At 62.0% G+C, this 14297-nt stretch carries 12 protein-coding genes; 6 read left to right on the top strand and 6 right to left on the bottom strand.

Annotated features, from left to right (window positions below):
• Positions 1-12: 12 nt before the first annotated feature.
• Positions 13-207, bottom strand: a complete 195-nt coding sequence (locus FJW08_RS19255) for a DUF2735 domain-containing protein (protein WP_140758609.1) — start codon at positions 205-207, stop codon at positions 13-15.
• Between the two features lie 312 nt (positions 208-519).
• Between FJW08_RS19255 and FJW08_RS19250 the strand changes: the two genes are divergently transcribed.
• Entirely contained in the window at positions 520-1560 is a 1041-nt protein-coding gene (locus tag FJW08_RS19250) for a glutamine synthetase beta-grasp domain-containing protein (RefSeq protein WP_140758610.1), read from the top strand.
• Positions 1561-2304: 744 nt separating this feature from the next.
• On the opposite strand, the gene glnA is transcribed toward FJW08_RS19250, so the two are convergent.
• Both glnA and FJW08_RS19240 read right to left on the bottom strand, forming a co-directional pair.
• Entirely contained in the window at positions 2305-3714 is a 1410-nt protein-coding gene (gene glnA, locus FJW08_RS19245) for a type I glutamate--ammonia ligase (RefSeq protein WP_015317961.1), read from the bottom strand.
• A 66-nt stretch (positions 3715-3780) separates the two neighbouring features.
• Positions 3781-4119, bottom strand: a complete 339-nt coding sequence (locus FJW08_RS19240) for a P-II family nitrogen regulator (RefSeq protein ID WP_006205430.1) — start codon at positions 4117-4119, stop codon at positions 3781-3783.
• Between the two features lie 357 nt (positions 4120-4476).
• On the opposite strand from FJW08_RS19240, the gene FJW08_RS19235 reads away from it, so the two are divergent.
• Positions 4477-6006 carry an NAD(P)H-hydrate dehydratase gene (locus FJW08_RS19235; RefSeq protein ID WP_140811887.1) on the top strand — a complete coding sequence of 510 codons (1530 nt, stop codon included), beginning with the start codon at positions 4477-4479 and terminating at the stop codon, positions 6004-6006.
• 26 nt (positions 6007-6032) lie between these two features.
• Here FJW08_RS19235 and FJW08_RS19230 read toward each other — a convergent pair whose 3' ends face one another.
• A complete protein-coding gene (locus tag FJW08_RS19230; protein WP_140811886.1) occupies positions 6033-7565 on the bottom strand; it encodes an acyl-CoA carboxylase subunit beta in 1533 nt (510 codons plus the stop codon).
• A 410-nt stretch (positions 7566-7975) separates the two neighbouring features.
• Between FJW08_RS19230 and FJW08_RS19225 the strand changes: the two genes are divergently transcribed.
• The gene (locus FJW08_RS19225; protein WP_140811885.1) at positions 7976-9400 is read left to right on the top strand and encodes a DEAD/DEAH box helicase; all 1425 of its coding nucleotides are present in this window, start codon (positions 7976-7978) and stop codon (positions 9398-9400) included.
• Positions 9401-9505: 105 nt separating this feature from the next.
• Here the strand turns inward: FJW08_RS19225 and FJW08_RS19220 are convergent, their stop codons facing one another.
• The gene (locus FJW08_RS19220) at positions 9506-10480 is read right to left on the bottom strand and encodes an alpha/beta fold hydrolase (protein ID WP_140811884.1); all 975 of its coding nucleotides are present in this window, start codon (positions 10478-10480) and stop codon (positions 9506-9508) included.
• Between the two features lie 86 nt (positions 10481-10566).
• Positions 10567-11388 carry an SDR family oxidoreductase gene (locus FJW08_RS19215; protein ID WP_140811883.1) on the bottom strand — a complete coding sequence of 274 codons (822 nt, stop codon included), beginning with the start codon at positions 11386-11388 and terminating at the stop codon, positions 10567-10569.
• Between the two features lie 226 nt (positions 11389-11614).
• On the opposite strand from FJW08_RS19215, the gene FJW08_RS19210 reads away from it, so the two are divergent.
• From FJW08_RS19210 to sseA, 3 genes are read left to right on the top strand one after another with little or no spacing between them, the layout of a single operon-like run.
• Positions 11615-12649, top strand: coding sequence for a cysteine synthase A (locus FJW08_RS19210; RefSeq protein WP_140811882.1), 1035 nt, complete (start codon positions 11615-11617; stop codon positions 12647-12649).
• Positions 12649-13392 (top strand): alanyl-tRNA editing protein, encoded by a 744-nt coding sequence (locus tag FJW08_RS19205; RefSeq protein WP_140811881.1) that lies wholly within the window; start codon positions 12649-12651, stop codon positions 13390-13392. Before FJW08_RS19210 ends, FJW08_RS19205 begins: the two co-directional genes overlap by 1 nt.
• Positions 13393-13432: 40 nt before the next feature.
• On the top strand, positions 13433-14293 hold the full coding sequence (gene sseA, locus FJW08_RS19200) for a 3-mercaptopyruvate sulfurtransferase (RefSeq protein WP_140811880.1): 861 nt from the start codon (positions 13433-13435) through the stop codon (positions 14291-14293).
• Positions 14294-14297 lie beyond the last annotated feature (4 nt).

The raw sequence follows: 14297 nt of genomic DNA, 5'->3' as shown, positions 1-14297 counted from the left end.
CGTGGAAGGGCTTCAGCTCTTCCGTTGCGGGTTTTCTGCCTCGACGGCGGCCTCGTGATACCAGCCATCGAAATCGGTATGCTCGCCGCGAAGCGCGGCAAGCTCTGCCGCGAATTTGGCCTTGGCGCCTAAAGTTAAGGCAGACTTGCGCGCTGCCAGTGGGAACATCAGGATTTTCGCCGACGGACGCGACTGCGTGACTTGCATTGCCGGTCTCCCTACTTTTTCAGAAGCTAGCCGATTCAATTCTCATCAAAATAGGTTCTGCGATTCATTTAGGCAATATGCCTACGAAAAGATCATGATTTGCCTAGCATTTAAGCAATATTGCCGTTTGGACGATCTTGACGCATTGCTGAGACGGCTCAGCAAAATCAAAGCCTTGGCATGACCATTTTGCCGCACCCCGCGAAAGCCGAGTGGCATACGAATTGCTTTTTAATCACCGGCAGGCCGGCCTGTTTCGGCCATGCATCGACATCGCCTGCTTGCGGTGTCCAAGCAACGAGAGGCTCTAGAATGACCAAATACAAGCTCGAGTATATCTGGCTCGATGGATACACCCCGGTCCCCAATCTTCGCGGCAAGACGCAGATCAAGGAATTCGCCGAGTTCCCGACGCTCGAGCAGCTGCCGCTGTGGGGCTTCGACGGGTCCTCGACGCAGCAGGCCGAGGGGCATAGCTCCGATTGCGTGCTGAAGCCGGTCGCCGTCTATCCGGATCCGGCCCGCACCAACGGCGTTCTCGTCATGTGCGAAGTCATGATGCCCGATGGCGTTACGCCGCACGCATCCAACAAGCGCGCCACCATCCTCGACGACGAAGGCGCCTGGTTCGGCTTCGAGCAGGAGTATTTCTTCTACAAGGACGGCCGTCCGCTCGGCTTCCCCGAGAGCGGCTATCCCGCACCGCAGGGTCCGTACTATACCGGCGTCGGCTATTCGAATGTCGGCTCCGTTGCGCGTCAGATCGTCGAGGAGCATCTCGATCTCTGCCTTGCGGCCGGCATCAACCACGAAGGCATCAACGCCGAAGTGGCCAAGGGCCAGTGGGAATTCCAGATTTTCGGCAAGGGTTCCAAGAAGGCCGCCGACCAGATGTGGATGGCCCGCTATCTGATGCAGCGCCTGACCGAAAAGTACGGCATCGACATCGAATACCACTGCAAGCCGCTCGGCGACACCGACTGGAATGGCTCGGGCATGCATGCCAATTTCTCGACGTCCTATATGCGTGAAGTCGGCGGCAAGGCCTATTTCGAAGCGCTGATGGCGGCCTTCGACAAGAACCTGATGGACCACATCGCCGTCTACGGCCCGGACAACGACAAGCGTTTGACCGGCAAGCACGAGACCGCGCCGTGGAACAGGTTCAGCTATGGCATCGCCGATCGCGGCGCCTCGATCCGCGTCCCGCATTCGTTCGTCAAGAACGACTACAAGGGCTATCTGGAAGACCGCCGCCCGAACTCGCAGGGCGACCCCTACCAGATCGCCTCGCAGATCCTGAAGACGATCGCTTCGGTGCCGGCGAGCGCAGAGGTTTCGGCCGCCGCCTGATCCTCTTTGCGGCGCGGGCAGCTCCGCACCGCGCACGGATGCTCGTTATGGAAAAGGCCCGGGCGGAAACGCCCGGGCCTTTTTGCCGGATTGGCCCGGATCGGCGAATTCCCCCAAAAAAAGTCAGGTTGAAAAGGGACGAGCAATTTTAGCGGAACAAGAGGCTTTGGTCGGCGCCCCTTGCCGCCGCTCGTCTCGTGCGTTTCCGAGTTTCGTCGAAAAAGCCCGGAAAACAGCCTTTTTCAGCTCGTCAGTACACCAACGAATCTTTATATAAGCTGCTGGTAATACATCGAAATCGGCGATTTATGCCTCCGGCCGGCGGCGTTGACAGGCCACGCCGCCGCATGCGTATTCGTGGCCTCGGGGGTTACGCCAAAGCGATGCTGTTCGAACGGGGCGGGGGTTTCGTGAACGACGGCATTGGCGGGGGCGCCGGACGAGCGGGCATTGCAGCCTGAGGCAGTGTGCCGCTCGCTCCTGGCGTTTGATTGCGCCCGAAAGGCCATCCGCCAAATTGCTTGAACGGGGCGCTGGCTGGGTCTTGCCACCTTGACCTGGGGTCTTCTGCCTGCGGCCACAAGGCCTGGCTGCTCCAGTTGTGATGCGTCCCCAAAAAAAGCAAGTTGACCATCGTTGCGGGCTGGCCGCACGCCATCCATTGATGGGGCCCGCTGGATCAGCAAAAAAGCCCTTGAAGGGGGAAATCCTTCAAGGGCTTTGAAACACCGTCCGAACGAAACCTTACACCGAATAGTACATGTCGTATTCGACTGGGTGCGGGGTCATTTCGAAGCGCATCACTTCAGCCATCTTGAGCTCGATATAGCTGTCGATCTGATCGTCATCGAAGACGCCGCCGGCCTTCAGGAAGCCTCGGTCCTTGTCGAGGCTCTGCAGCGCTTCGCGCAGCGAACCGCAGACGGTCGGGATCTTCTTCAACTCCTTCGGCGGCAGGTCGTAGAGATCCTTGTCCATCGGCTGTCCCGGATGGATCTTGTTCTTGATGCCATCGAGGCCGGCCATCAGCATGGCGGCGAAAGCGAGATAGGGGTTCGCGCCCGGATCGGGAAAGCGGACCTCGACGCGCTTGGCTTTCGGTGAACTGCCGAACGGGATGCGGCAGGACGCCGAGCGGTTGCGCGCCGAATAGGCGAGCAGCACCGGCGCCTCGTAGCCCGGCACCAGACGCTTGTAGGAGTTGGTCAGCGGGTTGGTGAAGGCATTGATCGCCTTGGCATGCTTGATGATGCCGCCGATGTAGAACAGGCAGCTCTCCGACAGACCGGCATATTCATTGCCGGCGAAGGTCGGCTTGCCGCCCTTCCAGATCGACTGGTGGACGTGCATGCCCGAGCCATTGTCGCCGAAGATCGGCTTCGGCATGAAGGTCGCCGTCTTGCCATAGGCGTTGGCGACCTGGTGCACGACGTACTTGTAGATCAGCATCTTGTCGGCGTTGCGGACCAGCGTGTCGAACTTGATGCCGAGCTCGTGCTGGGCGGCGGCCACCTCGTGGTGATGCTTTTCGACGCGGACCCCCATTTCGGCCAGCACCGTCAGCATTTCGGAGCGCATGTCCTGTGCCGAATCGATCGGCGGCACCGGGAAATAGCCGCCCTTGATGCGCGGGCGGTGGCCGAGATTGCCGGTCTCGTAATCGGTGTCGTCATTCGACGGCAGTTCGGTCGAATCGAGCTTGAAGCCGGTGTTGTAGGGATCGGCCTTGTACTTGACGTCATCGAACACGAAGAATTCGGCTTCCGGACCGACATAGATGGTGTCGCCGATGCCTTCCGACTTCATGTAAGCCTCGGCCTTCTTGGCCGTGCCGCGCGGATCGCGGTTGTAGGATTCGCCCGAGACCGGATCGAGGATGTCGCACAGGATGACCATGGTCGACTGCGCGAAGAACGGATCCATGTGGACCGTGTCCGGATCGGGCATCAGCACCATGTCGGACTCGTTGATGGCCTTCCAGCCGGCGATCGAGGAGCCGTCGAACATGACGCCGTCGGCGAACATGTCTTCCTCGACCTCGACGACATCCATGGTCACGTGCTGCAGCTTGCCCTTCGGGTCGGTGAAGCGCAGGTCGACGAATTTCACGTCGTTGTCCTTGATCTGCTTCATGATGTCTTTGGCTGTCGTCATGTCATGTATCCCTGTGTGCTGACGTTTTTTGATGGATGACGTTTCTTAGAGGATGGCCGGGTCGGATCAAACCGCGTCCATTCCGGTTTCGCCGGTGCGGATGCGCACGACTTCCTCGATGTTGGAGACGAAGATCTTGCCGTCGCCGATGCGGCCGGTCTGGGCCGCCTTGCGGATGGCCTCGATCGCGCCTTCCACGGCATCGTCGCCGAGCACGACCTCGATCTTCACCTTGGGCAGGAAGTCGACGACATATTCGGCGCCGCGGTAGAGTTCGGTGTGACCCTTCTGGCGCCCGAAACCCTTGGCCTCGGTCACGGTGATGCCTTGCAGTCCGGCCTCCTGAAGCGCTTCCTTCACTTCGTCCAGCTTGAATGGCTTGATGATCGCTTCGATCTTTTTCATGTAAAAAGTGGCCTCCACTGCCAAAAAAACGGGTTGTGAGCCCCCGCTTGCGCCTCAATCAAGCACGAACTGTGCCAGTCGGAGGGAACAGAAGCGGTGTCATACGATTTCAAAGCCATGTCACCCCCAGATGCAAATTCGCGTCGTTCGCTGCATTGGAAGCGGCATGAATGGCCGTAGCCTATCCGGCGCCACCGTGCATGTCTGCCCAATATCTGGGCAAATTGCTCATCTGGCGGGCAGCTTGGTGCCTTCGATCCTCGCGCTGATCGACGTGGTCATGACAGTGCCAGCTCCTCCCAGTTTGCGTCGGATCGAAAACTGGACAATGCTTGATCGAATGCGGATCGGCAATCCATGAGCCACGAACTTCTTACTTCCGCCGAGATGGGCGAAGCGGATCGGCGGACAATTGCAGCGGGTCCAACCGACGGCATTGGATTGATGCGCCGTGCAGGGCAAGCCGTCGCGGCCGAAGTGCTCAGGCGCTATCCTGCGGCGGCGCACGTCCACGTGTTGTGCGGCCCGGGCAACAATGGTGGCGACGGCTACGTCGTCGCTCGCATCCTGGCTGGCAGCGGCGTCGCCACCACGGTCTGGGCGTCTGGCCCGCCGAGGCCGGATAGCGACGCGGCACTCGCCGCCGCGGAATGCCCAATCAAGCCCCGGCCGCTATCGGATTTTGATGCAGGTCTCGGCTCGATCGTGGTCGATGCGCTTTACGGGGCGGGGCTGTCCAAGCCGCTGTCGGGCGAGGCCGCCAGGGCGGTCGATCTGGTCACCGACCTGCATCTGCCGGTTGTCGCGGCAGACCTGCCTTCCGGCATCTCCGGCGACAGCGGCAAGGTGCTCGGCACATCGTTTTCAGCCGACCTCACCGTGACCTTTGCGCGCAAGAAGCCCGGCCATCTGCTCCTGCCGGGCCGGGAACGATGCGGAGAGATCGTGCTCGCCGATATCGGCATCGGCGCGCAGATCATTGCAAGGCTCCAGCCCCGGACATTCGAGAACGGACCGGCACTTTGGTTGCGCGATTTGCCGGTGCCGGCCGTCGACGCGCACAAATACAAGCGCGGCCATGTCGGTGTCTTTTCCGGTGGCCCCGATGCCACGGGCGCGGCGCGGCTCTCGGCGCTTGGCGCTGCCCGAAGCGGGGCAGGGGCGGTGACGGTTCTGTCGCCGGGCAACGCCATGCAGGTCAATGCCGCGCACCTGACTTCGATCATGTTGCGCAGGGCCGACGACGCTGCCGACATTGAGACATTTGTCGGCGAGCGCCGGCCATCGGCCTTTGTTCTCGGGCCCGGCTTTGGCATCGGTGAAAAAACCCGGGCGTTCGCGCTTGCGCTGCTCGCGTCGGGCCAGTCGGCGGGCGCCTCCACCGGAATTGACGGCCTGGTCTTCGACGCAGACGCGATCACTTCGTTTCGTGAGGCGCCAGATATTTTGTTCGACGCCGCCCGCAGGCCGGACGCGCCCGCGCTGGTGATGACACCGCATGAAGGCGAGTTCGCCAGGCTGTTTCCTGGCATCGCCGATGACAATGCCTTGTCGAAGCTGGACAAGGCTCGCGTGGCTGCAGCGGCTGCCAATGCCGTCCTCGTCTACAAGGGCGCCGATACGGTGATCGCCGCTCCGGACGGCAGGGCAGCAATCAATTCCAATGGCGCGGCGTGGCTTGCCACCGCAGGGTCGGGCGACGTGTTGTCCGGCATCACGGCCGGACTGCTTGCCCAGGGCGTGCCGGCTTTCGAAGCGGCCTGCGCGGCGGTCTGGATCCATGCCGAGGCCGGGAGTCGGTTCGGGCCGGGACTGATCGCCGAGGATTTGCCGCTAGCACTGGTGCCGGTGCTGCGCGAACTGGTTGCTGCCGAAAGCGGGCGCTGATCAACCGCAACGCCCGCGACACCAGTTCACAGCGGGATGTTGTCGTGCTTCTTCCAGGGGTTCTGCATGTCCTTGTTGCGCAGCATGCGAAGCGCCCGGGCGATACGGCGGCGGGTCGAGTGCGGCATGATCACCTCGTCGACATAGCCGCGTTCGGCAGCGACGAAAGGCGACAGGAAGCGGTCCTCGTAAGCCTTTGTATGGGCAGCAATTTTTTCGGCATCGCCGATGTCCTTGCGGTAGATGATCTCGACCGCGCCTCTCGCACCCATGACGGCGATCTGCGCCGTCGGCCAGGCATAGTTCATGTCGCCGCGCAGATGCTTTGACGCCATGACGTCATAGGCGCCGCCATAGGCTTTGCGGGTGATGACGGTGATCTTCGGCACGGTCGCCTCGGCATAGGCGAAGAGCAGCTTGGCGCCATGCTTGATCAGCCCGCCATACTCCTGCGCGGTGCCCGGCAGAAAGCCGGGAACATCGACGAAGGTGACGATGGGAATAGAAAAACAGTCGCAGAAGCGCACGAAGCGGGCCGCCTTGCGGCTGGCGTCGGAATCGAGCACGCCCGCCAGCACCATTGGCTGGTTGGCGACGAAGCCGACCGTGCGGCCCTCGACCCGGCCGAAACCGGTGACGATGTTCTTCGCGAAACTCTGCTGGATCTCGAAGAAATCACCCTCGTCGGCGACCTTCAGGATCAATTCCTTGATGTCGTAGGGCTTGTTGGCATTGTCGGGGATCAGCCGGTCGAGCGACATGTCGTGGTCGGTGACCGACTGGTAGCATTCGATCTCGGGGACCTCGGCCGTGTTGGAAGCTGGCAGCAGGTCGATCAGACGGCGCATCTGCAAGAGTGCTTCGACGTCATTGTCATAGGCGCCGTCGGCGATCGAGGATTTCGTCGTGTGGACGGAAGCGCCGCCGAGGCTCTCGGCGGTCACCGTCTCGTTGGTCACGGTCTTCACCACGTCCGGCCCGGTGACGAACATGTAGGAAGTGTCGCGCACCATGAAGATGAAGTCGGTCATGGCGGGCGAATAGACGTCACCGCCGGCACAAGGGCCCATGATGACGGAGATTTGCGGAATGACGCCGGAAGCGAGCACGTTGCGCTGGAAGATTTCGGCATAACCGCCAAGGGCAGCGACGCCCTCCTGGATGCGTGCGCCGCCGGCATCGTAGAGGCCGATGATCGGCGCCCGGTTGCGCAGCGCCATCTCCTGCACCTTGATGACCTTTTCGGCATGGGCTTCCGACAGCGAGCCGCCGAACACGGTGAAATCCTTGGCGAAGAGATAGACGGGACGGCCGTTGACCGTGCCCCAGCCGGTGACGACGCCATCGCCGGCGATCTTGGTCTTCTCCATGCCGAAATCGGTCGAGCGGTGCTCGACATACATGTCGAACTCCTCGAACGAACCTTCGTCGAGAAAGACCTCGATGCGTTCGCGCGCGGTGAGCTTGCCTTTCTTGTGCTGGGCGTCGATGCGCGCCTGGCCGCCACCCATGCGGGCGATGTCGCGCCGCCGCTCGAGTTCCTTCAGCACGTCCTTCATCGCTCGGTCCCCAGAAAACGGAAGCTGCGTTTGTGGTAATGATGCCCGTCGGGGAGCGCAAGCGTCGGCTTTTGGTCCGTTTTTGCTGCGCTGCAACATCGAGCCCTTGCATTTCGGGGCGAACTCAGCCATATGCAGCGACATAGGCGCTTGGGCCGGACTCACCGGCCTTCTCGACGAATGAGACTGGTTGCGTCTGTTTTCCCTCTTTCCGGTATATCGGCCCCTCTTTCCGGTACATCACAAAGCGGCGAAAAAGCCCCGTGGCATGACGCCTGCGGGCACGACAGCGCAGCCGCGCGGACAATCCTGTCCGCCGCCTTGTCGTTCCATGACAGTTTATCCGACGGCAGGTTGCGCCCTGCCGCCATTGATATTTGCGGCCAGAGGCCGCGTGAAAGAAGATTATTTTGACCAACGAAAACACTTTGCCCGGCAACGACACCGCGGAACTCTCCGGTTTCGCGGCGCTGGGAATTACCGGTGCGCTGCTCAAGGCCACCCACAATGCCGGCTTCACCGAGCCGAAGCCGATCCAGATGCAGGCGATCCCGCCGCAGCTGGAAGGCCGTGATATTTTCGGCATCGCGCAGACCGGCTCCGGCAAGACCGCGGCCTTCGCGCTGCCGATCCTGTCGAAGATCATCGCGCTCGGCACCAAGCGGCGCGCCAAGACGACCCGGGCGCTGATCCTGGCGCCGACCCGCGAACTCGCCGTGCAGATCGAGGACACCATCAAGATCCTCGCCAAGGGCGCGCATGTTTCGACGGCGCTCGTGCTGGGCGGCGTCTCGCGCTTCAGCCAGGTGAAGAAGGTTGCTCCCGGCGTTGATATCCTCATCGCCACACCCGGCCGGTTGACCGATCTGGTGCGTGAGGGCGACCTCATCCTCTCCGACACCAAATGGCTGGTGCTCGACGAGGGCGATCGCATGCTCGACATGGGCTTCATCAACGACGTCAAGCGCATTGCCAAGGCGACCGCACCCGATCGCCAGACGGCGCTGTTCTCGGCCACCATGCCGGACGAGATCGCTGAACTGGCCAAGGGCCTCTTGAAGAACCCTGTCCGTGTCGAAGTCTCGCCGCAAAGCACCGCGGCCGCCGAAATCGTCCAGGGCGTCGTCTTCGCCCGCACCAAGCAGAAGCGCCAGGTGTTGTCGACGATGCTCGCCGACGCGGCGATGAAGTCCGTCATCATCTTTTCGCGCACCAAGCATGGTGCGGACCGGGTGACCAAGGACCTAGAGCGCGACGGCTTCAAGGCCGCCGTCATCCACGGCAACAAGTCGCAAAATGCCCGTCAGAAGGCATTGAATGACTTCCGCGACGGCTCGGTACGCATCCTGGTCGCGACCGACATCGCGGCGCGCGGTATCGACGTGCCCGGCATCAGCCATGTCGTGAATTTCGACCTGCCGGACGAGGCCGAAAGCTACGTCCACCGCATCGGCCGCACCGGTCGCAACGGCATGGATGGCATCGCGATCACGCTTTGCGATCCTTCGGAGAACAGCAAGCTGCGTCAGGTCGAGCGGATCATCCGCACCAAGCTGCCAATCGTTGCCGACCATCTCGGCAGCCCCGATCCGGCACGCAATCCGGCGGAAAAGAACGAGCGCTTCGAACCCGCCAACGATCGCAGCGACCGTAATGGTCGTCGCGACGGCCGGCGGCCGGGCGGCGAAAAGAAGCAGAACCACGGCTTCGGCAAGAAGCGCTTCGGCGACAAGCCGGCGTTTGCCGGTGAGCGTAAGCCGGAAGGTGCAAAACCCTTCAAGGGCAACAACAAACGCCGCTTCGGCGGCAAGCGTCCGGCGGCACGGGCTGCTTGATACGTCTCATGGCGGTCGGCCAATCCGGGCGGTTGGCTGGTGACTGACTAAGCGAAGAAAAGGGCTGATGAAGCAATGCTTCATCAGCCCTTTTCGTCTTGAAGTCTACTTCGCCACCGCTGCGATCCAGACGGCAATCCGTTGCGCCAGGAATGCCGTGGTGGATGGCGACAACGCGTCGCCGGCGATGACATGATTGTCGGGATCGCCAGTGCTTTCGATGGGGACCAGCTCATGCGCTCCACCCCAGCGTGAGGCGATTTCGCGGGTCCGGTCGGGCCGCACCACTCTGTCCAAATCCGAGAAGATCAACAAAGCCGGGATGGTCGCCTTCTCCACGGGCGCGCCATAGGCAAGCTCCGTCAGGGCCTGCATCGGCATTGTCGCGGCGATCGGATATCGGCTGGTCCAGAACTTCTCGTGCAGCGCGTTGCGCGGCACGAAGCTGCGTTCCTTGCCGGCGACGAGTTCGGCGATCTGCTTGCCCCATGGCATGGTCAGGATTTCGGCGCCGGATGCCTTCACGCCGAAATTGGGCGAAATGAATGCAATGGCCGCTACTCCGTCCGAAGCTCCGGGCTGCGTTGCGGCCCAGGCCGCCAGCGAGCCGCCGGTCGATGTCGAGATGACGACCACCTTGTCGCCGATGGCCCGGCCGATGGCGAGCGCCTCTTCATAGTCGTTGATCCAGGCATTGACGCTGCCTTGCGTCATCGCATCGCCGTCCTGCCCGTGACCGGTGAGGCGGGTGTAGAACAGGTTGGCGTCGAGCTGGTCGGCAACGTCGTCGGGCAAGGGCCGGACCTCGCCCTTCGATGCGGAAAAGCCGTGGATGTAGACGATCGACAGCGGCGTCTTGGCGTGCACCATCGGGTTCGCCCAGACGATCTCCTTTTCCAGCCCGTCGCGGATACCGGGCACGGCGGCTTCCACCTTTGCCACATAAGCCTGTGGGTCGTCGCCGATGACGGAAGGATCGAAACGGATCGTGGTGTCGACGGGTACGCGTGGACCCAATAGGAAGGCCAGTGCAAGGACGGCGATCAGGCCCAGCACAGCAAGCACGATCCGTCGCCCCATCGCAGACTCCACGCAACAATATTCAAACTATGGCCATGAACAGGCAACGGCCGTTCAGGCAGCCATGCCACCAATCCTGTGGGCATCTATTGGTTCGGCGGTTTGCGCTCGTAATGCAGTGGCCGTGCCTTCCAACTGGTCGTCAGGGTGATCACCCATCTGCATAGCGGCCTTGGCAGCATGCCGAGAAATTTCAGCGGCCAGCTCGTCCGGTACGGGAAGGTGACTTCGAAGCGGCCGGACTTGATTCCCTTCACCATGCGGCGCGTCGCGCGGCCGACCGGCATCAGGCCCGGCATCGGCAGCATGTTCTTTTCGGTCAATGGCGTGTCGACGAAACCGGGGTTTATCACCTGGACGCGGATGTTCATCTTGTCGAAATCATATTTCAGCGACTCGGCCAGAATGTTGATCGCCGCCTTGGTGCCGCCATAGGCCGCAGTGGTCGGCCAGCCGAAATAGGCGGTCACCGAGCCGACAAGGACGACATGGCCACGCGCGCGCACCCGCATATACTCGACGACCGGCACCAGCCCATTGATGATGCCGAAATAGTTGACCTCGAAGGAGCGGCGGAAGTCCTTGACGACGAGGGACTCTCCGGGTGTCGGGATGTAATTTCCGGCATTGAATATGGCGAGCACGATCGGCCCGAGGTCCTTCTCGATCGCGGCGACAGTTCTCGCCATGCGCGGCTCGTCGGTGACGTCGCAGGGAAAGGACACGACCTTGCCCGGCATCTGCGCGGTCTCGACGATGAGCGTGTCGATCGGATCGTCGTCCAGCGCCGTCACCGCCACCGCATAGCCTTGTGACGCCAGATCCCTGGCCAGCGAGCGGCCGATACCGCTGCTGCCGCCCGTGACCCAGGCGACGCCGTGTTTCGGATCGGCCCGATAGAGTGTCATGCTGCGCCCTGCCGAGTTGTTGGTGCCTTGCTCTAGCGGCGAAGAAATCGAATGAAAAGAGTGCTTCTCGACGCCGGGTGCAAATGAACTGTCCTGTGTCCATCCGGTCCCCAGCGACATCCATACACCGCAGCGCCGGAAATGCGACTGGACCAGACGAATTCTTGCCTTGAAACCGCAGCGTTGGGTTTCTAGGGTTTCGGCGCACGTACACAAGGAATCCTGAATGCCCCGTTCTGTGATCGACGCGATCGGCAACACGCCTCTGATCCGCCTCAATAAAGCTTCCGAAGAGACCGGCTGCGAGATCCTGGGCAAGGCCGAGTTCATGAATCCGGGCCAGTCGGTCAAGGATCGCGCCGGCCTGTTCATCATCCGCGACGCCGAACAACGCGGCCTGTTGAAGCCGGGCGGTGTCATCGTCGAGGGGACAGCCGGCAACACTGGTATTGGGTTGACGCTCGTCGCCAAGGCGCTCGGCTATCGCACCGTCATCGTCATCCCGGATACGCAAAGCCAGGAAAAGAAGGACACGATCAGGCTGCTCGGCGCCGAATTGATCGAAGTGCCTGCCGTGCCTTACAAGAACCCCAACAACTACGTGAAGCTGTCGGGGCGGCTGGCCGAGCAGATGGCGAGAACCGAGTCGAACGGCGCCATCTGGGCCAACCAGTTCGACAATGTCGCCAACCGCGATGGCCATATCCGCACCACGGCCGAGGAAATCTGGGCCCAGACCGGCGGCAAGGTCGACGGTTTTGTCTCGGCGGTGGGGTCGGGCGGTACGCTGGCCGGTGTCGGGCTCGGTTTGAGGGCCAAGAGCAGGAACGTCAAGATTGCGCTCGCCGACCCACTCGGCGCCGCCCTCTACAGTTTCTACACCAGCGGTGAGCTGAAATCCGAAGGCAGTTCGATAACCGAAGGCATCGGGCAGGGGCGCATCACCGCCAATCTCGAAGGCTTCACGCCTGACTTCTCCTACCAGGTCAAGGATGAGGACGCGCTGCCGATCGTCTTCGATCTGATCCAGGAAGAAGGCCTGTGTGTGGGCGGCTCGACCGGCATCAACATTGCCGGCGCCATGCGGCTGGCCAGGGAATTGGGCCCGGGCCACACCATCGTGACGATCCTTTGTGACTACGGCACGCGTTATCAGTCGAAATTGTTCAACCCGGAATTCCTGCGCGACAAGCAGCTGCCGGTGCCGGGCTGGATGGAACTGCAGAGCAAGATTTCGGTGCCGTTCGAAAAGGTCGCATGATGGCGCACAAGACAGAAGCGCTGTTTCGCGACGACGCCTATCTCAGGACGGCTGACGCCACGGTCGTCGCCATCAATGAGCGCGGCGGCATCATCCTCGAGCGGACCATCTTTTATGCCACCTCGGGCGGTCAACCGGGCGATTCCGGTTATCTCGAACGCGCCGATGGTAGCCGCATCGCGATCGCCGCCACGATCACCGGCGAGACCAAGGACGAGATCATCCATGTCCCGGCACCGGAGCAGGCCACGCCGCAGATCGGCGAGCGGGTGAACCTGGCGATCGACTGGGAGCGTCGGCATCTTCTGATGCGCATGCACGCTGCCTGCCACCTGCTCACCGTCGTCTGTCCGTTCCCGATCACCGGTGCGGCGGTTTCCGAGGACGACAGCCGTGTCGATTTCGACATTCCCGACGCCAGCTTCAGCAAGGAGGAGGTGACGGCGAGCCTGATGGATCTGGTGCGGGCTGATCATCCGATTTTCACCAGGTTGATCAGCGACGAGGAATTGGCCGCGAATCCCGGCCTGGTGAAATCCAAGAATGTCCGACCGCCCGTTGGCACGGGGAAGATCCGCCTGGTCTGCATCGGCGAAAGCGCCTCGGTGGACAGCCAACCCTGCGGCGGCACCCATGTGAAGAGCACCGGCGAAATCGGCGAAATCCACATCGGCAAGATCGAGAAGAAAGGTCGGGAGAACAGGCGCTTCCGCATCCGCTTTGGTCCGATGCCGGCGGCCTGATACGACAAACTTTGCCTGAACCGGAATAGAGAGAAACAAAATGGCCGAAGACAGTCCTTTCACCGTCGATGCGGACTGGCTGCAGGAGCGCCTGGGTCAGCCGGGCCTGACGATCATAGACGCCTCCTGGTATCTGCCGGCACAAAAACGTGACGCGCGCGCCGAGTATGATGCAGCCCATATTCCAGGCGCCCGTTTCCTGGACCAGGATGCCGTTTCGGATCCAGACGCCGCCTTGCCGCATACGCTCGCATCGCCGCGGCATTTTGCCCAGTATGTCGGCGCGATGGGCGTTTCGGCCGATGACACCATCGTCGTCTATGATGGCCCGGGTTTCTTCTCCGCACCCCGGGCATGGTGGATGTTCCGCATCATGGGCGTTTTCCAGACCTATATTCTGGACGGCGGCTTTGACGGCTGGAAGGCGTCCGGCCGGCCGGTAACGGCCGAGCCGACCAAGATCGCGCCAAGCGTCTTTCATGCCGATTTCGACGCCGGTCGCGTCGTCGGTCTGGCCGACATGCGCCGGATCGTCGATACGAAGGCAAGCCAGATTGCCGACGCCCGCGGGCCGGGCCGCTTTACCGGCGCCGAACCCGAGCCCCGTGCCGGCATTCGCTCCGGTCACATGCCAGGCGCACGCAATATCCCCTATTCGGCGCTTTCCGAAAACGGCACGCTGCTGCCGAACGACCGTTTGCGCAAGGTGATGGAGGACGCCGGTATCGACCTGTCCAAACCCGTCGTTACATCCTGCGGTTCCGGCGTCACCGCCGCGGTGGTCACGCTGGCGCTTGAGACGCTTGGCCATACCGACAACAGGCTTTATGACGGCTCATGGACCGAGTGGGGCGGGCTGTCCGATACGCCGGTCGTGACCGGCCCCGCCGGCAAGGAATGAATTG

This window comes from Mesorhizobium sp. B3-2-1 (assembly GCF_006439515.1).
In the GTDB taxonomy this organism is placed as follows: domain Bacteria; phylum Pseudomonadota; class Alphaproteobacteria; order Rhizobiales; family Rhizobiaceae; genus Mesorhizobium.
This window is presented reverse-complemented; position numbering and strand designations above follow the sequence as displayed.